This is a genomic window from Anaerococcus sp. mt242, assembly GCF_016798225.1.
GTDB lineage: Bacteria > Bacillota > Clostridia > Tissierellales > Peptoniphilaceae > Anaerococcus.
In genome coordinates this window covers 11,531-34,582 of the sequence record NZ_JAEUYX010000002.1, presented here as the reverse complement: position 1 = coordinate 34,582, position 23,052 = coordinate 11,531, and the positions used below count along the sequence as shown (strand labels likewise).

Here is a 23,052-nt window from a genome sequence, read left to right as displayed (position 1 = left end):
TCCTTGAGCTAATCCTCTGATTCAAATACGATCATATCTTTTTCTTTAACTTTGTTTTTCCTATTTGCTTTTACTTTTCCATCTGGATTAGGCTTTATTTTACTAGTGTGAAATTTACTTTTAGTATCATTACTAGTTGATTTTTTACTACTTTTTTTAGCTACTCTTTTAGTATCAGCATTTTTATTAGCTTTTTTTAATCTAATCTTTCTTGGTTTTTGAGCAACATAAACATCTGACTTTTCCATACTTGTACTAGTTTGTCTAATAGAATAAATTAAGTCGATTATAAAACATGTAAACAAACCTACTAATGCGCTTGTTCCAAAAAAAACTGCTATCCAAGATAAATCCAAACCTCTCGGTGATGTAAAAATCTTTAATGAGTAGATTAATAGACCTAATGATCCTATACCCAAAATTATTGACGGCAAAAATTTTGGAAATTTTCTTTTTGTCAGAAAGTGGATAAGGATTGTAATAATAATATTCATCACTACAACTATTGGTAAAATATTTAGTTTTGATGAATACTGAGCGATAAGATTAATTAATCCTGTCATTTTATCTCCTTGTTAGTACTTACTCTTGTAATTTCAAACACACCAGCATCAATATCTAGGATGAAAAATCCCGGATTATTATCTCTTGGCATGCTAACTGATCCTGGATTTAATATAGTTATGTCATCTTTTGTAATATTTAAACATTTATGTGTATGACCATGGATTGCAATATTACAATTTAGCTCTTTTGCTTTATCTAATACTTGATCTTCTCCATAATAAACACCATATTGATTTCCATGAGTTAAAAAAATTTTTATATTTTCTACTTCTATAATTTTTTCAAAAGATTCATTTGAAGAATAATCATTGTTGCCTGTAACAACTTCATAATTTATATCTGTTTCATAAGCAATGTTTTTAACATCCTCAACCCCATCACCTGCATGTACCAGTAGATCTATATCTTTATGAATTAGGATGTAATCGCTAATAGCAGAATAAATTCCATGGGTATCACTTGTAACTAATATTTTCATATTATTTCTTTCTTAAGTATTTTTTAAATTCAGAAAATGCTTTTGATCTATGGGAAATCATATTTATTTTTTCTTTAGTCATCTCGCCTAAAGTTATATCAAAATTTTCTGGCATAAATATTTGATCATATCCAAAATCATAATCACCAGTCTCATAAGAAGTTATAGTTCCAGGAAGTTTTCCATAAAAATAATGGTCACTACCATTTTGATCTATAAAACATAGACAAGTTTCAAAATAAGCACTACGATCATCTTTTCCTTTAAGTTCATTTAAAAGCTTGTTTCTATTTTCTTTATAAGTTGGATTTTCTCCAGCATATCTGTGAGAGTGAACTCCAGGTCTGCCATCAAGTGCATTTACATATAAGCCAGTATCATCTGCTATAGTTGGTTTATTTACCAGATCAAAAAGTGCTTTTGCTTTTTTATATGCATTCTCTTTTAAAGTCATCCCATCCTCCTCGACTTCATAGTTTTCTATTTCAAAATCTATTGGTGTCTTCAAATCTACATTATTTAGGATGAGTTTTACTTGATTAATTTTATCTTTATTCCCGCTTGCAAATACTATTTCCATATTTTCTCCTAGAGATATGATATCATTTTACAAAAACACTTTCAATAAATTAATTGCCACCTATAACTGTATTTGAGTTTTCATAAGCTTGTTCTAAGCTTTTAGTATTAGTTCCTATTTGTTGATCAAATGAAATAAATGTCGTTGGATTTGGTGTTGGGATTGAGAAAAATGGATTTTTATCTATCTTTCCATCATTTATCTTATGAAACAATATTTCATCTGCAGTTTGTATTATAAGATAATTTGAATTGGGTATTAACTTATAATCTTTTTCTTGTGGATTAATATTTCTAACCTGATCACGGCTTACAAATAAATCTGATGATACATTTTCTTCAATATAGTTTCTTACTGGTATCTGGCTTGAAGCGGTTTTCTGGCTTTCTTTTGTGTATATAGAAGTTTGTATTGACCAAGCCCCATTATCCCTAACCAAGCCAAAATTCGTATTTTCTATTATCAAATCATTTGGATCAATTTTTGAGTCTTTACTAGTAGCTTCATTAATTACCATATTTTCAAATTGTTCGAATGCATCTTCTTCACCAGTAAATTCTTCAATAGTTATCAATTTGTTATCTTCTAGCTCATTTGTTCCTAACACTCCATATTGTGTTATAGTATTATCAAATAAGGGTGTTGTATATGAAAAAGATATATAATTCATATCTGCATAATTAAGTCTTATATCCATGTCAAAGTCTTTAAAACTATATCGATTAATATTATCTTGTTTATCCATTTCATTTTCTAATCTAACTGGAAATGCTTCAATCTTATCGAATAGTTCTGTCACACTACTTTTTTGTGATCTAACCTTCCAGTATTCATTTTGTCCACGCAAGAAAATATCATAAGCTTTTTTGTACTTTACTTCCCCTTCAGGATTTATATTTACATAATATGTGTAATAATCGTAATCTTGCTTACCATCAGATAAATCAGTTCGCTCTCTCACACCTAAAAGCAAACTCGTATCCTCACTGGCATTTTGTTTACTTTTTGATTCTATACGTTCCTTAGTAGCAAGATTGGTATATTTATCAACTACATCAGCTTCAACAGTTTTTGAAAGTCTGGATAAATATATTATGTTATCATTAGAAATAAAGAATATTTCATCTTCACTTCTTTGAATAAAATCTCGAGCAAAAAATTGGCCCTGCGAAGCATTAACTACCGTTGCCGACTCATCCTTACCTATTTTTTCAAAATCATATCCTCTATTTGCTAAATAATCATATAAATTTACATATTTCGAAGTAAAAGTAGGTGGAAAAGCATACTCATCATTAATTGCTACTAAATTTTTATTTATATAAAGCTTATCTCCTATCTTTATATCAGATATTGGGTCTTTGGTTTTTATGCCCTCAATTTTACTCACTTGCCAAGTACCTTCTAATACCGGATTCGCTATTTCTGGTGATTGTATTAAATCACTTAATTCTTCGGGATTTGAATTAGTGCAAGATGTGAGAATGATTGCAAAAATTAGTCCTAGTAAAAATTTAAATTTCTTTGTCATTTTCTAACCTCGGAATTTCTACTATCACTGATGTACCTTTGCCATACTTACTTTTTATGGTAAGCTTACCATCATGAGCTTTAATTATCTCTTCACAAATAGAAAGACCTAAACCTGTTTGAGATTTTGATGAACTTCCTTTATAAAATTTGCTAGATACAAAAGCTATCTCATCTTCTTTTATCCCTTCACCATTATCTTTTATTGAAACAGAAACATTATCATCCTTTTGGTCAATTAATATATCTATTTTTCCGCCTTCATTTGTAAACTTAAGTGCATTATCAATTATATTTATAAATACCTCTTTCATACGATTTTTATCAGCAAACACTGTAATAGATTTATAAATACTTGTCAAAGTAAATTCTATATTTTCATTCTGTGCTCTAGGTGTAAGTTGAGTGTGAACTTGACTTACAAGCTCAACAATATCTAGCCTATCTTTATTGTATTTAAAATTACTTGATTGCAGTCTAGAAAAGTCCAATAAATCTTCCACCATCATAGATAGTCTATCGCCTTCACTTTCTATAATTGAAAGTCCTTGATTAAGCATATCATGATCTTGCTGAATATCTTTTGACTGTAAAGTTATTGCCCAACCTTTTATAGAAGTTAAAGGTGTTCTAAGTTCATGTGAGACCGAGGAGATAAATTCATTTTTCATATCTTCCCTTTTCACAATACTATCACTCATAAAGTTTAAAGTAGAGGCTAACTCCGATAACTCATCATTGCCCTCAACTTTTGCTTTTTGTTTAAAGTCACCTGCAGCGAGTTTCTCGGAAACTCCTATTAAATCTAAAATAGGAGCAATAACACGTTTGGAAGCTAAAAGTGCTACAAAGAAAGTAATTATAATTACTGAGATACCAAATATTATGTAAAAAATCATATCATTTTTAATTCTCTGATTTACTTTAGACATGGATGAAGTCAGTCTTAAAATACCTGATTGTGTTTCATTGGAGTTTAGAGGATATGATAGTGACATAACTTCTTCGTTTGTTTGAATGTCAATACTTTTTAATGTTCCTTGCTTACCTTCCTTCGCATTATTTACATCTTGACTTAATAGTTCACTACCAACTAGATCACTTGCTTGTGAGTCAAAAAGAACAAGACCAGAATTATCTAGTATTTGCACTTGACTTTCATTATTCCTATAAAAAGCATTTTTATCTCCAATAATAATATCGGATAAATCATATCTATTCATATAATTATTAAATTGGAGCTGGTTTATTCTCGCTTGATTTAGCATTGATCCAATTAAGGCTGATTCATAATAATTTCTAATACTATTGTAAGCAAAAATTTCAAAACCTATTATCACAGTGATTACAAAAAGCATAATTATGCGAATAATAGTCTGTCTGTAAGAATTATTAGATTTTAATATGCTGTTATTTCTTGTTTCTACTTCCATCTATAACCAGTACCCCACACTGTCTCAATAAATTGAGGTTTTGCTGGATCTTGTTCAATCTTAGATCTAATCCTTCTTATATTAACATCCACAATTTTTGTATCATTACTATAATTTTCGCCCCAAGTTTGCTCCATTATCTCATCTCGAGTCATAGCTTTCCCTTTATTTTGAATAAAGTTTTTAAGTATTGCAAACTCAGTAGGTGTCACATCTATCTCTGTCTGGTCTTTATAAAATGATTTCGAATACAGGTCTAGAGTAAATGGCCCATCAGAAAGGGTATTTGTATTTTTATTGTCTGTTTCACCCGTGCTTAGATTTACTCTTCTCATCAATGATCTAACCCTTAAAATTAATTCTTGTGGGTTAAATGGTTTTATTATATAATCATCAGCACCTCTTTCAAGACCCAATATCTTATCGATATCCTGGGATTTTGCAGATACCATTATAATTCCAGTCCTAGGTGATTTTTCTCTAATAGCTTGACAAACTTCATATCCACTTATCCCTGGTAACATTACATCTAAAATTGCTACGGCTGGATTTTCTTCTTCAAAAATTTTTATAGCTTCTTCGCCATTTGCAGCTTCAACTGTCTGATAACCTTGATATTCTAGGTTTATTTTCATAAATTGTCTTATCGAATCTTCATCATCTAGGATTAAAACCTTATTATTTTCCATTTTTCATCCTTTCAAAAGCAATTTTTCCTGCGCCTATAACACCAGCATCATTTAAAAAATTAGCAGGAACTACATTTATATTTTTTGTGTTATTGCAAACTTCTTCAAACTTTGCTAACATACCATCCCACCATATTTCCTTGGAATGTATAACACCCCCACCTATAACAATAACTTCTGGATCAAAAATATTTCTCAAGCTTGATAAAAAATAAGCTAGATTGCTTTGATAACCTTGGAGTACTTTTTTAGCTGCTAAATCAACCGATATTTTATTTAAAATTTCCTCGCCTGATAAAACTTTACCAGTTATTTTCTCATAATTCTTACTTATTGCAGTACCCGCACAATAAGCCTCGACACAACCATGTTGACCACATGTACAATAGTCCCCATCAGGATGCAAAATTATATGACCAAGCTCTGCACCTTGAAAATGAGATCCAGATAAAAGACCAGCTTTTTCATTATAGACAGCTCCACCTACACCAGTACCTAGTGTTATCATTACGATGTCTTTATAATCTTTTGCAGAACCAATCCATTTTTCTGCAAGTAGAGCGATATTAGCATCATTTTCAACAAAAACAGGCATATCTACAAATTCTTCTACTGCTTTCTTTAAGTTTAAACCTGTCCATCCTTCTATATTACCTGCAAAAGTTACTATTCCATTTTCAGAATCAATGAAACCCGGTGTACCAATTCCTATAGATAAAGCATCTTCATAGTCTAATTTTTCAACTGCTTTTTTAATATTAGATAAAACTGCTTCTTTACCCTTACTAGCTTCTGTAACGACAGTACTTCTTTGCAGAATTTCTCCAGCTTCATTTATCAAACATGCATTAATCTTAGTTCCACCCAGATCTATTCCTATTACTTTTTCCATTATTTCCACCTATAAACTAAATATTTTTTCTTTTAGATTTAGTATATCACTTGTCTTATGAGACTCAAAAGATTTATTATTTAAATATTCTAAATTTTTAATTTTACCAAAAACTACTTTATAAGCTAAAAGAATTTGATTATTAATATTAAATCTTTCATTTAAAATCTTATTTGTATTCTTATCTCCATATTTTCTGTCACCAACAATAGGCGTATTGTTATGAGCTAATGAAAATCTTATTTGATGGGTTTTTCCCGTAATTAGTTGGCATTCTAATAGAGTGTATTTACCATTGCTCTCTATTGGCTTAAAATGAGTAATTATATTTGACCCATCTCTAGAATTTTTAATCTTGTTTTTGTTTTCATTTTTGGTAATATTTGTATGAACAGTAAAATCTTTAGTTATTTCACCTTTAACAATTGTTAGATAGTATTTTTCAATTTTATTTTCTCTTATGGCTTTATTTAAAGATCTTAAAGATTCTGCATTTTTTGCTCCAATTACTAAACCTGCAGTATTTCTATCTAGCCTGTTTACTACTGCTGGATTAAAAGTCTTATTACTCTTATCTACTTGATGAGTTTTATGAAGATAGGATAGCATAAAATCAACTAAATTATTTCCATAATCATTTTTATTCGTTGAATGAGTTAAGATTCCACTATCCTTATCCATTAAAATAATATTTTGATCTTCAAAAACTACATCCAAATTAAAATCAGTTGGCTTAAAATCTGTTTTAGTAATCCATTTTTCATAATTTTCATCAGAAATATACATTTTAATTCTATCATTTTCGTATACAAAAGTATCAGCCTTTGCTCTGCTGTCATTTATCTTAAAATTCTTTTTTCTTATATTCTTTTGTATTACCGATAAAGGGGCATTTTCAAAGTATTTTCTTAAGAATCTATCAAATCTTTGATTAGCATCATTTTTTGAAATAGTAATTTCTATCATATTAATAAGTTTTATTTACATAAGAATCAATTAGTGATTGTCTTTCTTCTTCTATAAAAACTCCATGAGTTTTTAAGTTTTCTAATATAAGTTTACTTTTAGAGTGTAAAATTGCTTTATCCATATTTTTTATATGAATTTCAAAAATCTCACCCTTTAACCTATTTGACTTTAATATTATGTAATAACTATCAATGTTCTTATATTCTAATATCTCAAGTAATCTTAGAGTTGCCATATCTTTTAAATGGTAAAAATTTTCTCTTTGATTAATACATTTTACATAAATTTTCTTTTTTTTAGCATTGTGGATTACTTTTTGAGCCTCTAAGTTTGATTTTTTGGCTGATAGATTATAATAATGATAATTGTATAAAGCCTCATTTACAGTATTTATTGTTGTAAATGGTTTTAGGTTTAGTTTATCTAAAAAAGTAAGATTATTAGTTAAGAAAGTTTCTTTATTTACTTTTGATTCTTCCAATAAATCTATTGATTCCTTTCTGAAAGTTTCAAATAGTTTTAGTTTTTCCTTTTCATTCATCATAATTAAAAAACCGTCTCAAAGAGACGGCCAAGTATTAAATTATTATTTGACTTCAATAATATTAGCTTTAGTTGATTCAGGGATATCATCTTTTGACCAGTCTAAACCTAGATAGATATCAGCTTTTGCATACTCAGATAGTTCATTTAAATCGTTTGTAAGTTTTTCTAAATCTTCACTATCTAAATCTAGGATATCATAAATACCATCCACATATACTTTTCCGATATCATAATCACGAGCAAGAATTCCAGCTATGAATGCTTTTAGTGAGCATGGACAGCATACACCATATGATTTCGCATTAATAACTCTAACTTTATGATCTAATATTCTTGTCTTATCATCATCTGTATTAATAAATACGATGTTATTAAGATCTTTTTCTTTTTCCTTATTAGCTTCTTCAACTAAGTATTGAGTTTTTCCTGTTCCTGATTGTCCTAGTACATAATAAATCATGATTTGTCCCCCTTAATTTTGTCAAAAATTATTCTTTCGGATTTATCTCCTTGGATATATCCTTTATTATTCATCTTTTCAATTATTTCATCTCTTATAAGCCACCAAGAAGTATCCCAGTTACAAAAGGCTGTGTCTTCTTCTGGAGCTCTACCTACAAGTCTTTGAATAGCAATGTTAGGTTTAAGTAATCTTAAAAAATCGATTACATTTTCTTCATATTGATCTTTACTTGGCATTTCAAATTCATTATTAATAAACATATTATAAAGTTTTGTATTTTTAGTTACAAATAAGGAATGAATTTTAACCTCACTTATATTAAGAGCATTTAGAATTCGTGCTGTTTGTCTCACATCTTTAGAATCATCCCACGGTAGAGATAATATTACGTGTGTACATATTCTAAAATTGTATTTATTTAATAAATTACAAGCGAATATAAAATCAGCTAAGTCTTCACCCCTATTTAATATCTCCAAAGTTTTATAATTAGCAGTTTGTAAGCCAAGTTCAAATATAATGTCTTTTCCAGTTTCCTTTGACCACTTGTCTAAAAAAATCAATTTATCTTCTGTAACAGAATCAGATCTAGTAGAAATAGAAACTGCAACAATGTAATCCTTATCACAAGCCTTAATTACTTGTTTAAACTCTTCTAAAGACATATAGGTATTAGTGAAATTTTGAAAATATGCAATAAACTTATTTGCTTTGTACCTATTTCCGATGTATTCCTTATTTTCTTCTAGTTGCTCATCTACAGTCATATATGATGGGAGATTTTCAAAACTTCCACCACTTTCACCACAAAATATGCAACCACCATAACAAGCTGCTCCATCCCTATTTGGACAAGTTAATGAAAGTTTGATAGGCAACTTATATACTTTTTCACCATAGGTATCTTTATAATATTCACTAATAGAATAGTATGGATTATTCATCTAATGAATCAGAATCCTCGATTACATCATCTTCTTCAACTTCATATTCAAAATCATCTTCTTCAAATCCATCAAAGTTTTCAATGTCAGAATTATAATCTTCAACAAGATTATCTAAAGCATCATCATCCCAATAGTGTGTAAATAAATGAAAGACTTCTTCTAGTTCTTCCTCATCTTCTACTACTTTTAAATCTATTTCATCATTTTCAAATGAATCTTCATAATAGAAAATATAGATTTCATTTGTTTCGCTAGAGATTAGAGCAACATAGTCAGTCTCATCAACTGTAAATATATCTATCAGATAGCACTCATCGGTTCTATCTCCTAGGTCGATTTCTATAACAGCTTTTCCGTTATTTTTTAGAAATTCTAATTCATGTCCATGAAGTTCAATCTTTTCTGTCATATTGGCTCCTTAATTTAAATGTGCGATAATACGTTATCTATAAGATTTGTAACAGTCATGATTTCTGACAAATCTGTAAAATAAATATCATCTTCTCTTTGTTTATATTCTACCCCTAATGAAACAATCTTAACATCTAACTTAGAAAAAATCATACTTGAATCTAATGAGTATTGGGTTTTTACAACTGGAAGATCTTCGTTAGTCAAATCTTTGTATGCTTTTATAAAGCTGTCAGTTAACATACCATCTGGATTTTTCCATCTTGGTAGGCTTAATCCAATATTCATATTACTTTCACTTATATTTGTAGCTGTTTTCATTTTTTCTAGCATTTCATTCATGCTCTCATCAGAAAGAGATCTACAAACAACTATAAAATTAATATAATCTTCAAAAGTCCTTGCAGTTGATAGATTAATCGAACTAATTAATTGATTATTATTAGAATTCACAGAGTATGCACCTGATGGCATAAGCTCTACAAAAGATGACAAACGGCTAAAAGATTTATCCGAAATAGGATAATAATTTTCCCCGTCTATCTCTTCTAAATTAATATCCAATTCTGGTTCATACTTTAGATTCTTTTCTATGTATTTATTTTTATATAAATCAAATGTATTTACCAATTCATTTTCATATTCAGAATTTATTGCAAAATCAATTCTTGAGAAATTTGGTATATAATCATACCTATCCCCACCCTGCAATCTTACTATATCAAGATCTACTTTTGATTTTATTTTCCTAATTAATCCCATTATTGATTTTATGGAATTAAGTCTCACCTTATCCAAATCTTCGCCTGTATGGCCTCCGATTAGATTAGTAAGAGATAGCCTAAAAGTTTTAATATCATTAATATTATCATATCTATTAACAGGTAATTTTATATTAAGTAAATTTAATGCACTAAACTCATCAGCAATACATCTAGCTTGGCGTAAGTTAAGATTAATAACCTTATCACTTCTTAGAACTTCCTTAAGATCGCTATAATTTATAATATCGATTTGAATATTGTTGTTAGTAATCAAAACATCAAAATCATTATCTGATAGATCAAGTAAATTAGATATCACAAGTACTGCATTATATAAATAAATATTTTTGCCTGCTAAAATTCTAGCTCCATCTATATCTTCATAATCTAGATTTCTATTTAAGAATTTAGAATCCGCATTAAGATGGATGACTGCTTTTGGTGATTCACCTTTTTTTATATAATAAGAATCACTTATCTCTATGACTTCTAGATGATGAATTTTTGCTTTTTCTAGGATAAATTTATTTACCATATCAGCAGCAGTCTCTACATCATCATAGGCCATAGTTTTTTGAATATTAAATTTTAGATTATCGGTTAAATTGACATAATCCATAAATTTTCCTAGTAGTACTTTTTAACCTCAGCATTTTTTGAAAGATCGTTTGCTAAATCCATATATTTTTCTTGTCTTTTTAACATTTCATATGTAGATCTCACTTGATCTTTTACTCTTTCATAGGAGCTTTCAGTTTCCTTTTTATCATCTAATTTTATTAGATGATAGCCAAATTGTGTTTTTATAGGTTTTGAAATTTCTCCTACATTTATTGAATCAAGGCCATCTTGAAATTCTCTTACCATAACTCCTTTTGGGAAGGAACCTAAGCTACCACCATTCATCGCAGATGGATCTTTAGAATACTTTTCTGCAGCTTTAGCAAAATCTAAGCCTTCATTAAGTTCATCATAAATTTTATTTGCCTCATCTTCACTATCTACTAATATATGACTAGCTGTATATGTTGTTGGAGAAAATAATGTTTCTTTATTATCTTCATAATATTTTTCTAATTCATCATTTGTAATTGATACAGATTCAAAAACCTTATGCATTGCATAGTTTTTTAGCATATTATCTTTTACAATGTTTAATTCATCAATAAATTCTTTATCTTGGTCATATTTTTTTTCTTTGGCATCTTCTAAAATTAGTTCTTGATTTATTAACTCATCTGCAAGGACATTAATACCTTGATCATTGTTAAATCTTTCTTTATCTGGCATTCCTTGCATAAGCTCATAAACATCGCTTAAATATATTTTTTTACCATTTACTTCTGCTAATAATTTGTTTTCAGTCATTATATCCTCTTTAATAATTCTATCTTGTTATCAAAAATTTTGATATCGTTGTTCTTGTATAATCTACCTATTGCTCTTTTGAAACTTGACTTACTCATTCCAAAAGTTTGATTAATCTTTTCTGGACTTGATTTATCTGACAAGTAAGCAACACCATCGTTATCATAAAGATAATCTAAGATTATATCACTATCATTATCTATCTCTAGATGAGCTCTTTGTCTTAGTGAAAGCTCGATTTTGCCATCAGATTTTATTTCTTTTACTCTAGCATTAACCAGCTCTCCCTCTACAAACACTCCCCTTAATTCTTCGATTCTTAAAAGTGAATCGTATTTATCATCTATAGCAATAAAAGCTCCTATAGATTTGTTTATAGAATAAATCCTACCAGTGACCTCATCATTTTCTTCAAAACTATGGTCAGTTGTAAGCAAGTCTCTTATTTTAGATGTTAAGAATACTTCTCCATTTTTATCTACCTTAAATGCCACAGGATATATCATATCTACTATTATTCTATACGTTCTTTCGGAGAAAGGCATAAAAATATGATTTTTATTAGGCATTTCAAAGTAAACACCCTTTTTATCAACTTTAATAGCTTTTAGATCATAAACTTTTTCAAATTCATATGGAAAATCTGTTGTAGCTTTTAGAATATTATTTAAATCTTGGTATAAATAAACTTTAACACTATCTCCTTGATTTTTATCCTTAACTTCTTTTTTATCTATAATTGCATCACCAAACTTAGTAGCAAGGTATGCTTTATTTTTATTAAATCTTTTAATTCTATACTCTTTAATAATTATCTCCTAACCTAGCTGGTTCTTAGTAAATCCAGATCCATAAACTTCTGAAATTGTGTATGAGAATATAAATGCTTTGTCATCCAATTTTAATATTTCTTCTTTTATAACTGGAAACCTGCGTACATTTGAGATTGTTAGAACCAACTTTTTCTCCCTACCTGTGTATCCACCTTGAGCATGCAGAAGCGTAACACCTCTATGATATTTGTTTATCATTAAGTCATTTATTTCTTCATGCTTATCACTTATAACAAATACTGCAATTTTTCTACCCAAACCTTGACTGACATAATCAAGACAAATTGCCTGAACAATTATAGCTAAAACAGAATACAAAGACGGTTCAAAACCTAAGATAAACATTGCTAGGATTATTACCGTTAAATCTGTAAAAAATAAACCTATATGGATAGGGATGTTTGAATATTTATTTATAATTGTAGCAATAACATCTGTTCCTCCAGATGAGCCACCATTATAAAATATTAATCCAAGTCCAAATGCAATAATTAGCGGGCCAAATATTACATTAAGTATCAAATCATTAGTCAAGTTTACATCAGGAAAGTAACTTTCTAAAAAAATAATCATCAGAGAAACTGTCGCTGCAGATAATATCGATCTTTTTGCAAAATCCTTACTTATAAATACGGATCCTAAGAACAGTATACCTATATTTAATACTAAGTTTATAGGGCCTATAGGTAGATTCAGTAATTTTGATATTACCAGAGACATTCCGGAAACACCGCCCGCTGATATATTATGTTGTAGCAAAAAAAAGTATAAGCCTATAGCAATTAATACTGATCCAGTAACAATATATACATTCTTTTTCATATAGGGCCCTCCGCAAATTTATACTAAAAGTCTATCATATTATAAGTTTTTATACAATTATGGCAAGTAAAAAAGAAGGCTAATTACCTTCTTTAATCCAATTTGGAATATCAGTATTAAAGTTGTCATACATTGTTAATAACTCTTTTAAATCATCTAAGCTATATATACTTGGTTTTCCCTCTCTATGAGCAACAATATTGTATAAAATATTGTATGCTTCATAAAGGGCTAATAACCTAAAGAATTTTATAGGAGCTTTACGATTTTCAAAGTATCCATCAGAACATCCCCTAGTAAATTCACTATTTTTTAATCCTATATCATTCAGATTTACAAAATCATATACGCCATCCCCAACTTTAGTAAAGTTAATTCCAGACATAATTAGATTTCCTTTTTCATCTAAGTAGATATTTGACAAATCAAGACTATTAAAAATATATGATGGACATATATTTTTAGTTAAATGTTTATTATGGTTTATATAATCTATAAGTATATAGTCATCATCCCCAATATCTTCATTTACTCCATGCATATAAAAAAGATAGTTTGCTTTGGTATTAAAAAAATCAAACCAATTAATTTTTTCTTCAGGAGTAATTGAATGGATTTGTTTAAGAATTCTTCCAAATTTCATTCCCATTTCATAATTATTTTTTTTACTATTATTTATTAAATAATCATTTAAGCTTGTTAAATCCCTATATTCGCTAATCTCGTAATAATGATTTTTGTCAAATGTTCCTGTTTTTATTGTGGACTGGTTTTTAATTGACAATTGCATTAGCTTATCATAGCTATTTTTGTGAAAAATATGAAGAATAAAATCGCCAGATTGTGTGATGATTTTATACATTTCTTCATTTAGATTAATGATATCTTTTATGATCAAATCATTATTCTTAAAATAATTCAATTTTTTTATTTGATCTTCAATAATACCTAGCATTTTTCTAATTGTGTTCTTTTACCTTTTCTTCAACTTCTTCTGGAGTTTCTAAATCTAATAATGAATTTGAGAATTCTTCTTCATTTTTTAAGCTAGACTTGATAACTGTATCTTTAATTTCAGCAATTTTTGAAGGTGATGCAGAATACTCGTCTAAACCTAAACCTAAAAGTAGTTTTGTAGCTTCCGTATCTGATGCAAATTGGCCACACATACCTGTCCATTTTCCTGATTTATGAGAAGCATCAATTACATGCTTTATAGCTCTTAAAACTGCTGGGTTGTAGTTAGAATATAGGTCAGATATATTTTCATTTCCCCTATCTACTGCAAGAGTGTATTGAGAAAGGTCATTTGTACCTATAGAGAAGAAATCTACATATTTGATAAACTGATCAGCCATGAATACGGATGCTGGAGTTTCAATCATAATACCCACTTCAATATCTTTGTTATAATCTACACCATTTTGATCTAATTCTTTTTTAATATCTTCGATAATCTCTAAAGTTCTTTTAAATTCAGAGATATTAATAATCATTGGAATCATAATCTTAAGATTACCAAAGGCTGATGCCCTAACTAGAGCCTTAAGTTGGGTTCTAAATATATCTTCTCTATCTAAACAAAGTCTAATTGCTCTATAACCTAAAAATGGATTTTCTTCAACTGGGAATGTAAAGTAATCTAATCCCTTATCCCCACCTATATCTAAGGTTCTAATTATAAGTGGTTTTTCGCCTAGCATTTGTGTAGCTTCTTTATAAACTTCATATTGTTCTTCTTCTGTTGGGAAATGATCATTTTCCATATATAAGAATTCAGTTCTGAATAAGCCTACACCATCACAACCATTTTCAATTGCTACTTTTAAATCTTCAATATTTCCAATATTCGCAGATACTTCTACTTTTTTACCATCACTAGTAACTGCTTCTTTGTCTTTTATCTCTTTTAGTCTTTCTTGTTTTTCTTTTTGCTCTTTGATTTTTGTTTGGTATTCTGCAATTACATCATCTGATGGATTTAGGATTATAAGTCCTTGATCTCCATCAATAATCGCATTTTCTCCGCCCTCTACTTTTGTAGATATATCTTGCATACCAACTAAAGCTGGAATATCTAAAGTTTGAGCAATAATTGAGGTATGGCTTGTCTTTCCACCAAGGTCAGTTGCAAATCCCACAACATTTTCCTTATTCATATTTGATGTATCAGATGGTGTAAGTTCTTTTGATATTACAATCGAACCTTTTTCCAATAGAGATAAATCTTTTGGTTTAATACCCTTTAATTTATACATTAATTGATATCCGATATCTTTGTAGTCGCTTGCACGTTCTTTTAAGTACTCGTCATCAATTTGGCTCATGATTTCTACCATTTCATTAACCGTTTCATTTAAAGCCATCTCAGAATTCTTAAGTTCATTTTCTATTTTTGCATTTATAGTATCTGAGAAATAAGGGTCTTGTAGGAGCTCTTTATGCGCATTAGCAATATTTACTTGAGCTTCGCTTGCACCTTCATTATTATCTAATTCGCTGATATAGTCGTTGATTGCAGTCTTTATGCGATTTTTTTCATCTTCAATCATCGCATCATCTATTTTAGAATCGTCAATTACAACCTCTTCTCTATTAAATAAATAAATAGTACCTATGGCTATACCAGTACTTGCCTTAATCCCCTCGTATTTAGTATTCATGTTTATCCTTTCCTAATTATCTATAAAAAAAAGGATACTAATCAGTATCCTAAAATGCTAAATATTATTCTGATAAGTTTTCAATAAAATCAACTAATTCATCTGCAAATTTATCTTCGTCTTCACCTTCAACTACTAAAGTGATATCAGTTCCTTTAGCAATTCCAAGACTCATAACATTAAAGATTGATTTAGCATTTGCTTCCTTACCTTCTTTAATGATTTTTACTTCACCTGGATAATTTTTTACAAATTGTACAAGTGATGCAGCAGGTCTTGCGTGTAATCCTGTTTCATTTTTTATAACAACGTTTCTTTCAGCCATAATTTCCTCCTCATGTATCTATAAATATATTATAATGTTTTATAAACGTTTTTCAACTATCACTTACTGGATTCTCGAGCTACAATATTACATTCTATTACCCAATCTTCTAGTAAAATCTCATCTTCTTTTTTAATCCTTTTTATTAGGGCCCTTATTGCTATAGCCCCTATATCATAATATGGAATTGATACAGTGGTTAGATTTGGCCTATATATACTTGCGATTGATGCATCTCCAAAACCAGTAACTGATAGTTTATCTGGTACTTTTATTCCATGATCAGCACAGTAATCTATAAAACCTATTGCCACTTCATCATTCATAAGAGAAACTGCAGTGATATTATTTTCATTGCAAAGATTGATAGCCTCTTTACCTATGTTATACCCATCATTACTTGATAAGCCATCAATTTTTAATACAAAACTTTCTTTTTTTAAATCATTTACTGCTTCATTATATCCTTGAAGTTTTGCATTATTAAGTACGTTGTCTTCTTCATTACCAATGTAAAGCACACTTTCATGTCCTAAATCATATAGGTACTTTGTAAGTTTATACTGCTCTTTTAGATAATCAATCTTTACAGTATTTAAATTTTTATAGGCATGATATTTATCAAGCAATATAAATGGTATTCGTGTTTCCCTAAGCTTGATTAATGTTTCATCAGTAAGATTTTCTGTAATTATTATCAGTCCTTCAACTTGCTTTGTGGCTAAGAAATCTATAGAATTATTTAATGCTTCTTCACTACCATAAGAGCTTTGTAACAATATATCGTATTTATATACTCTTCCGATCTCTTCTACACCTCTTATTAGTTGAGCCATATATTCTATACCTATATCCTCAACTATAACCCCTACTAAATTTGATCGTCTCATTACAAGGGATCTTGCAAGTTCATTTGGTTTAAAATCTAGTTTTGTTATAGCATCTAAAACTTTTTGCCTAGCTTCTGGACTAACGGGTTTAGAGTTATTCATAACTCTTGAAACTGTAGATATTGAAACTCCGGCAAGTTTGGCTACATCTTTTATTGTTGGTTGCCCCATATTTACCTCTTTTCAAAAAAAAGGCCATCTATCGATGACCTTGTTTTATAATTATCTACCTGATATTACGTTTTTAACTATATCTACAACGTCCACAACTAAGCTTGAGTAGTCTCCTACTGATGCAATACCTGCACCAACGGTATCAATACTATCTATAGCTGTTTCACCAACATAGTTTACTGTGTCTCTAATATCGTCTGTGATACTATTTACGTTTGTCATTGTATCATTTGCTTTTGCAATTGCCATTCTTAAGTTAGGATCTTGAACAACTGTATTTACGTTGTTAACTAACATATTGGCTTGATCAACAACCCCAGGAAGTTTATCAATTACTTGATCAATGTTATCTTCGTTTTTATCTAGAACTCCGTGGATTTTTTTAACTAATTCATTTGCACTTTTTAGTGTCAAGATTAAGTACACAAGTGCAACAATTCCAACAATAGTTAAAATAATATTACCAAGAAGGTTAAAGTTAATTGTTAGCATTTAAAACTCCCTAGTTATTTTTATTTTTTTTGTTTTCAATATCTTTTTTTACTTTTTTAGCATTATCTTTAGCTTTTTCTGCATTTTCTTTAACTTCTTCTTTGCCTTTGTTAGCTTCATAAGAAATGTCTTCACCTTTATCATCAGCTACTTCTTTAACATCTTTTGCTCCAGCTTTAACATCATCAGCAACATCACTAGCTGTGCTTGAAACTATTTTTGATACTTCAGAAGCACCTTCTTCTAAGTTGTCTTTTACATTTTCAGCTGTTGTAGCTAGCTGATCTCCTGTTTGTCTAGCTATTTCTTTGCCATAGTCAAAGCCTTCTCTTACAGGTTCTAAATCTGTGTAGGCTCTGTATTTGATATCTTCATAAGTATCTTTTGCATTATCTACGAAATCTGAAGAAGTTTCTTTTACAGTTCTTACTGTTTCATCAAATGCTTCCCCAATATCTTCTCTAGTTTCTTTACCAGATTTTGGTGCTAGTAGGATACCAGCTGATACTCCAACTAGAGCTCCAAGTAAAGCTCCTTGAGTTCTCATTCTACTATCATGGTTTTTAGCTTTCCAAATTTCATATTTGATTTCTCTTTGTTTAGCTCTTGCTCTGTCTTCAATATAATCTGCTATTGACATATATATCACTCCTTTAAAATTGTACTAGTTATTATATACCCACAATAATTTCTAAATAACATTTTTAATATAAAAAATCCTAAGGTGGTCCTTACTTTAATACCTTCGTTTGTGTGAAGGTGGGCAAGCTGCCTAGCATTTCTGAAGTCCACTCAAAGGAGGCATGTCATCCAAGCTAGGACTACGCAATCCCTTATAAAAGTTGTAGGTTTAAATTCGGACCGGGTAGCCTTAGGATAAATAAATTATAATATACGAAAAAAAGATTTGCAACACAAACTTTTTCATAAAATTTTAATACTAGGATATATATTGGAGTATATGGCTTAAAAAAGTTTTCTCTTTATTACTAAATCTCTTTATAATATCTAATTTTGTTTATGATTTACCTATCTATGTTATAATTATTTTAAGAGGTAAAGATAAATGACTAATGTTATCAATATTTTTAAAAACAAATCAAAATTTAGTAAAAGTGTGTATTTTAAGACAAAAGATGCACTTGAAAAACATGGTTTTGCAGTAAGTAATACTTATGATCATAATGCAGTTTTAAATCTTGTAATTGGTGGAGATGGTACATTTTTAAAGGCTGTTCATGATACAAATTTTACAACAATTCCATTTATAGGAATAAATACCGGCCATCTTGGTTTTTATCAAGAGGTTGAGGCAAATGAAATCGAAGATTTTATACTTGCTTTTAAAAACGGACAATATCAAACTCAGGAACTAACAATACTTCAATCAACAGTAAATAAAAAAAGATTTGATTCATTAAATGAAGTTGTAGTAAAAAGTAACAAAAATCAGATTGTAAGACTCAAAGTTTTCATAGATGGTAATTTTATAGAAAATTTTTCGGGTGATGGATTAATAGTTGCAACACCTCACGGATCAACAGCTTATAATCTTTCTTGCGGTGGCTCAATACTCCACCAATCTTTAAAGGGATATTCGCTAACCCCTATCGCTCCTATATTTTCTAACTTAAATAATGCAATAATAAGCCCTATTGTTTTGCCTGAAGATGCAACTATAGAAATCTTGGTTTCAAAAAGAGACAATTACCACACTGTTTTTATATTTGACGGTAAGGAATATGCTAGCAAAGACTATAAGATCACTATAAAAGTATCTAATAAAACAATAAAAAAACTTATCCTTGATAAAAACCATTACTGGTCCAATATCAAAAATAAGCTTTTATAATTAATCGAGTCGTACTTGATTAAAGATATCTCTCATTAGATTTCGTGCAATTGGTGCTACTGTAACACCACCAGTATCATCTGCATCTTCAACTACAATTGCTACTGCTATTTTAGGATCATATGCTGGTGCAAAACCTACAAACCAAGCATCGATAAATCCATTTGATTTATCGGTGGTACCAGTTTTTCCTGCTACTTGGATGCCATCAATGTAAGCAGCTTTTCCTGTTCCTTCATTTACAACATCAACCATCATATCTCTTATATTATTTGCTCTTCTTTTACTAGTTACAATCGATAATTTTTCATCTTTTGCTTTATAAATTTCTTTACCATCTTTATCAGTAATGGTTTTTACAAGTCTAGGTTGCATCATAACTCCATCATTTGCGATTGTTGAACTTACCATTGCCATATGAAGAGGAGTTACCTGGCTTTTACCATAACCAAAACCTGTCATTGCTAGATCTACTTGATTCAATTCTTTATACGGGATTATTGAGTCATATTTTTCTAGGTCAAAGGGATAAGTTTTATTAAACATATACTTATCAGTCATTTTTTCTAAGCCTTCTTTGCCCATTTCTTTAGTTTTAGAAGCAAAGTAGGTATTTGATGAATACATGAATGCTTTTCTAAGATCAAGATCTCCAAATGAAAGACCATCAAAGTTCTTAATTTCAAAGTTTTGAATTAATTCAGTACCAGTATCTTCATAATTCTGATCGACATTACTTTCTAATATTGAATTTGCTGTCACTATTTTAAAAGTAGATCCTGGCCTGTATAGTCCAGTTGTAGTTCTATTTACAAGTGGACCACTATTATTCGCAATTAAATTATCCCAATTTGCATCTATATTATTAGGGTCAAATGTTGGATTTGAAACCATGGCAAGTATTTCACCAGTTTTTGGGTTCATAACAACTGCAGCTCCAACATAGTTGCTCATATAATTGTAAGTAAGATTTTGAATATTCTGATCTATTGTAAGATGTAAATCATTACCTACATCATTTGTAACCACCATTTTTCTAAAGTTACTCATATTTTCATCTCTAAGATTAAGCAACCATTTATTATAAGTTTTTTCTACACCCGTTTTACCGTACGTTTTAGAATTATATCCAGTTACAGTAGCGGCTGCTTTGCCATAATTGTAATGACGATACTGATTACCGTCTTGATCGTATTCACTATAAGCTAGTACATTATCATTCTTATCATAGATCTTACCACGGGCAATAGTATCTTCATTTATCCAATTTCTGCGATTATTTTCATTACTAGCTATAGATTTAGCCTTGAAAAGTTCAAAGTATACTAAATATAGGGCGAGACCCATAAAAAGGATTACAAAGAATATCATAACAAAAAGCAATCTCTTATTTAAAGTTGATTTTGATAATACTTTCAGCTCTTTACTATTTTTTAACCTTTGATCTTCTTCTTTCTTTTTTATCTTATCCAAAAAACTTTCTTTACCACTTCGTTTTTTGTTAGCCTTATGATTTTTGTTTTCACTCATCTATCTCATCTCCATATTTTATATCGCTTGCACAATATTGCAGACACCCAAGTAGGATAAATCCTGATAGCATGGATGACCCCCCTTGAGAAATAAATGGTAGGGTTACACCAGTTAAGGGGATAATCTTTAACACTCCTCCAAGTATTATAAATGTTTGGAAGGCAAATAGGACTGCTATACTAAATGCTAGGATACTAAGAAACTTATCTTGTTGAATTAAAGAAATTTTAAAGGCCCTATATACAAGTATCATAAATAAAAGTATTACAGCTAGCCCCATGAAAATACCCATTTCTTCAGAAATCGCTGAAAAAATAAAATCAGATTCTGCAACTGGTACATAATCAGGATGTCCTAATCCTATACCTCTTCCAAATAGGCCTCCACTTGCTGTAGCAAAAAGAGCTTGGGTTATTTGATATCCGGTAACATTTATATCCGACCATGGATCTAGCCATGTAGCCACCCTTACTCTTACGTGACCAAACATAAAATAAGCTAAGATTGATCCAAGTATCATTGCAAGAATATTTATGGTTATAAGAATCCTGTCCTTTTCATATACAAATTGACTTAATATCATAAGTCCAAAAAATATTAAAGCAGTACCTAAATCTTTTTGTAAAAATAAAAATCCTATAAAAACATATATAACAAAATTCATATAGTATCTACCAAAAGGTTTCATAGAAACTTCATTGTACCTAGAGTAGAAACTTGCTACAAAAAATGCAAGTGGGATTTTTATAAACTCTGATGGTTGGATTGTTATAGGACCTAATATAATCCAGTTTTTAGCCCCTCCTATATATGAACCAAAAACGAGAGTCGCCATAAATAGACCCACCGATATTATTACATAAAATAAACTTATCTTACTCCAAAACTTAAATGTCTTTAAAATAAAGAAAGTTAAGAAAAATAGGACTATTCCAAGCAAATAAAATTGCAATTGTCTTTTACCATATGAAGGATTAAGTCTATAAATAATAGCTACACCTATTGCAAAAAGCATATTAACTATCAATAGCAATATATTATCAGCCTTGGTTATTTTTGGAGTTAATATAGTCGATAAAACTATAACTACCAAAATAGCTATGTAAGTGTAAAAATCAGTTGTACTTACATTTGATATATTAAAAATCAAAGCTAAGGATAAGGCCAAAAACGAAAAAATAAACAGTAGAAATATTGATTTTCTAATGTATTTTTTCTCTTTTTGTTCTACATCTATTGTATTAATCATTTTCTTCACCTTGGATAAATAAGAATTGCAATTGACCTATATGTATTATGTCATTTGACTTAAGTTCAATTGCATCTTCAATTTTTTCATCATTTAGAAAAGTTCCGTTTGCTGAGTTTAAATCTTCTAGGAAATAAATATCCTCATCTTGGATTATGCGTGCATGAAACTTGGACAAATATTTATCCTTGATACAAATTGAATTTCTATCATCACGCCCTATCGTATTTTCCTCCCCGATAAAATAATATTCTTGGACTATAAACCTAAATCCATCGTTTCTATTAAGTAATTTTAAATAAGTATCAGATTCTTGTTCTTTTTTAAGTGTTGTCCTTACATCATAGTAAATTATTCTAATGATAGAATATATAAAATAAAAAACCACTATGACAAAAACATATTTTAATATTGTTGAAAATAATTGGTATAGGGTTAAATTTCCTATAACCTGAACTGAAAAAACATCATCAACAGCTTTCAAAAATTTTTCCATATAAACCATCCTTTACGATTTGTATATATTTTACCACATATGATTTATTTTTGAACTTTATAAAAGTTTACACAAAAAAACTAGGA

26 protein-coding genes and 1 pseudogene are annotated in these 23,052 nt (G+C 29.5%); 1 reads left to right on the top strand and 26 read right to left on the bottom strand.

Annotated features, from left to right (window positions below):
* Nucleotides 1-8 precede the first annotated feature (8 nt).
* From JNO63_RS01320 to JNO63_RS01215, 23 genes and pseudogenes are all read right to left on the bottom strand, one after another.
* Nucleotides 9-563, bottom strand: a complete 555-nt coding sequence (locus JNO63_RS01320; protein WP_203126480.1) for a hypothetical protein — start codon at nt 561-563, stop codon at nt 9-11.
* Entirely contained in the window at nt 560-1,045 is a 486-nt protein-coding gene (locus tag JNO63_RS01315) for a YfcE family phosphodiesterase (protein ID WP_203126479.1), read from the bottom strand. Before JNO63_RS01315 ends, JNO63_RS01320 begins: the two co-directional genes overlap by 4 nt.
* 1 nt (nt 1,046) lies before the next feature.
* Nucleotides 1,047-1,625 (bottom strand): RdgB/HAM1 family non-canonical purine NTP pyrophosphatase, encoded by a 579-nt coding sequence (gene rdgB, locus JNO63_RS01310; RefSeq protein ID WP_203126478.1) that lies wholly within the window; start codon nt 1,623-1,625, stop codon nt 1,047-1,049.
* A 49-nt stretch (nt 1,626-1,674) separates the two neighbouring features.
* Nucleotides 1,675-3,156, bottom strand: a complete 1,482-nt coding sequence (locus tag JNO63_RS01305; RefSeq protein ID WP_203126477.1) for a hypothetical protein — start codon at nt 3,154-3,156, stop codon at nt 1,675-1,677.
* Nucleotides 3,140-4,588, bottom strand: coding sequence for a sensor histidine kinase (locus tag JNO63_RS01300; protein WP_203126476.1), 1,449 nt, complete (start codon nt 4,586-4,588; stop codon nt 3,140-3,142). The genes JNO63_RS01305 and JNO63_RS01300 overlap by 17 nt, the downstream gene beginning before the upstream one ends.
* Complete coding sequence (locus JNO63_RS01295; protein ID WP_203126475.1) at nt 4,579-5,277, bottom strand: response regulator; 699 nt, start codon at nt 5,275-5,277, stop codon at nt 4,579-4,581. The genes JNO63_RS01300 and JNO63_RS01295 overlap by 10 nt, the downstream gene beginning before the upstream one ends.
* On the bottom strand, nt 5,267-6,169 hold the full coding sequence (locus JNO63_RS01290; RefSeq protein ID WP_203126474.1) for an ROK family protein: 903 nt from the start codon (nt 6,167-6,169) through the stop codon (nt 5,267-5,269). The genes JNO63_RS01295 and JNO63_RS01290 overlap by 11 nt, the downstream gene beginning before the upstream one ends.
* A 9-nt stretch (nt 6,170-6,178) precedes the next feature.
* Nucleotides 6,179-7,135: an RluA family pseudouridine synthase gene (locus JNO63_RS01285; RefSeq protein WP_203126473.1), complete on the bottom strand. Its 957-nt coding sequence runs from the start codon at nt 7,133-7,135 to the stop codon at nt 6,179-6,181.
* A 1-nt stretch (nt 7,136) separates the two neighbouring features.
* On the bottom strand, nt 7,137-7,682 hold the full coding sequence (locus tag JNO63_RS01280; RefSeq protein ID WP_203126472.1) for a DUF6648 family protein: 546 nt from the start codon (nt 7,680-7,682) through the stop codon (nt 7,137-7,139).
* Nucleotides 7,683-7,724: 42 nt separating this feature from the next.
* Nucleotides 7,725-8,144 carry a hypothetical protein gene (locus JNO63_RS01275; RefSeq protein ID WP_203126471.1) on the bottom strand — a complete coding sequence of 140 codons (420 nt, stop codon included), beginning with the start codon at nt 8,142-8,144 and terminating at the stop codon, nt 7,725-7,727.
* A complete protein-coding gene (locus JNO63_RS01270; protein WP_203126468.1) occupies nt 8,141-9,091 on the bottom strand; it encodes a TIGR01212 family radical SAM protein in 951 nt (316 codons plus the stop codon). The genes JNO63_RS01275 and JNO63_RS01270 overlap by 4 nt, the downstream gene beginning before the upstream one ends.
* The gene (locus JNO63_RS01265; RefSeq protein ID WP_203126466.1) at nt 9,084-9,503 is read right to left on the bottom strand and encodes a DUF1292 domain-containing protein; all 420 of its coding nucleotides are present in this window, start codon (nt 9,501-9,503) and stop codon (nt 9,084-9,086) included. Before JNO63_RS01265 ends, JNO63_RS01270 begins: the two co-directional genes overlap by 8 nt.
* A gap of 14 nt (nt 9,504-9,517) precedes the next feature.
* Nucleotides 9,518-10,888, bottom strand: coding sequence for a hypothetical protein (locus JNO63_RS01260; RefSeq protein ID WP_203126465.1), 1,371 nt, complete (start codon nt 10,886-10,888; stop codon nt 9,518-9,520).
* Between the two features lie 8 nt (nt 10,889-10,896).
* The gene (locus tag JNO63_RS01255; RefSeq protein WP_203126463.1) at nt 10,897-11,637 is read right to left on the bottom strand and encodes a peptidylprolyl isomerase; all 741 of its coding nucleotides are present in this window, start codon (nt 11,635-11,637) and stop codon (nt 10,897-10,899) included.
* Nucleotides 11,637-12,206: an RNA-binding protein gene (locus JNO63_RS01250; protein WP_238390452.1), complete on the bottom strand. Its 570-nt coding sequence runs from the start codon at nt 12,204-12,206 to the stop codon at nt 11,637-11,639. The genes JNO63_RS01255 and JNO63_RS01250 overlap by 1 nt, the downstream gene beginning before the upstream one ends.
* Nucleotides 12,207-12,293: 87 nt before the next feature.
* Nucleotides 12,294-12,431 (bottom strand): annotated as a pseudogene (locus JNO63_RS08670) (RNA-binding protein); the annotation flags it as partial.
* Nucleotides 12,432-12,455: 24 nt separating this feature from the next.
* A complete protein-coding gene (locus tag JNO63_RS01245; protein WP_203126462.1) occupies nt 12,456-13,292 on the bottom strand; it encodes a YitT family protein in 837 nt (278 codons plus the stop codon).
* A 79-nt stretch (nt 13,293-13,371) separates the two neighbouring features.
* The gene (locus tag JNO63_RS01240; protein WP_203126461.1) at nt 13,372-14,247 is read right to left on the bottom strand and encodes a kanamycin kinase; all 876 of its coding nucleotides are present in this window, start codon (nt 14,245-14,247) and stop codon (nt 13,372-13,374) included.
* A gap of 4 nt (nt 14,248-14,251) precedes the next feature.
* Nucleotides 14,252-15,955: a phosphoenolpyruvate--protein phosphotransferase gene (ptsP, locus tag JNO63_RS01235; protein ID WP_203126460.1), complete on the bottom strand. Its 1,704-nt coding sequence runs from the start codon at nt 15,953-15,955 to the stop codon at nt 14,252-14,254.
* 64 nt (nt 15,956-16,019) lie between these two features.
* On the bottom strand, nt 16,020-16,280 hold the full coding sequence (locus JNO63_RS01230) for an HPr family phosphocarrier protein (protein ID WP_203126459.1): 261 nt from the start codon (nt 16,278-16,280) through the stop codon (nt 16,020-16,022).
* A 59-nt stretch (nt 16,281-16,339) separates the two neighbouring features.
* Nucleotides 16,340-17,341: a LacI family DNA-binding transcriptional regulator gene (locus JNO63_RS01225; RefSeq protein ID WP_203126458.1), complete on the bottom strand. Its 1,002-nt coding sequence runs from the start codon at nt 17,339-17,341 to the stop codon at nt 16,340-16,342.
* Between the two features lie 51 nt (nt 17,342-17,392).
* Nucleotides 17,393-17,836 (bottom strand): hypothetical protein, encoded by a 444-nt coding sequence (locus tag JNO63_RS01220; protein ID WP_203126457.1) that lies wholly within the window; start codon nt 17,834-17,836, stop codon nt 17,393-17,395.
* Nucleotides 17,837-17,846: 10 nt separating this feature from the next.
* Nucleotides 17,847-18,476: a YtxH domain-containing protein gene (locus JNO63_RS01215; protein ID WP_203126456.1), complete on the bottom strand. Its 630-nt coding sequence runs from the start codon at nt 18,474-18,476 to the stop codon at nt 17,847-17,849.
* A gap of 426 nt (nt 18,477-18,902) precedes the next feature.
* Between JNO63_RS01215 and JNO63_RS01210 the strand changes: the two genes are divergently transcribed.
* Nucleotides 18,903-19,688 carry an NAD(+)/NADH kinase gene (locus JNO63_RS01210; protein WP_203126455.1) on the top strand — a complete coding sequence of 262 codons (786 nt, stop codon included), beginning with the start codon at nt 18,903-18,905 and terminating at the stop codon, nt 19,686-19,688.
* On the opposite strand, the gene JNO63_RS01205 is transcribed toward JNO63_RS01210, so the two are convergent.
* Genes JNO63_RS01205 through JNO63_RS01195 form a run of 3 tightly spaced genes read right to left on the bottom strand, consistent with a single transcriptional unit; the run spans nt 19,689 to nt 22,966 of the window.
* Complete coding sequence (locus JNO63_RS01205; protein WP_203126453.1) at nt 19,689-21,218, bottom strand: peptidoglycan D,D-transpeptidase FtsI family protein; 1,530 nt, start codon at nt 21,216-21,218, stop codon at nt 19,689-19,691.
* A complete protein-coding gene (locus tag JNO63_RS01200; RefSeq protein ID WP_203126451.1) occupies nt 21,211-22,470 on the bottom strand; it encodes an FtsW/RodA/SpoVE family cell cycle protein in 1,260 nt (419 codons plus the stop codon). Before JNO63_RS01200 ends, JNO63_RS01205 begins: the two co-directional genes overlap by 8 nt.
* A complete protein-coding gene (locus JNO63_RS01195; protein WP_203126450.1) occupies nt 22,463-22,966 on the bottom strand; it encodes an FHA domain-containing protein in 504 nt (167 codons plus the stop codon). Before JNO63_RS01195 ends, JNO63_RS01200 begins: the two co-directional genes overlap by 8 nt.
* Nucleotides 22,967-23,052 lie beyond the last annotated feature (86 nt).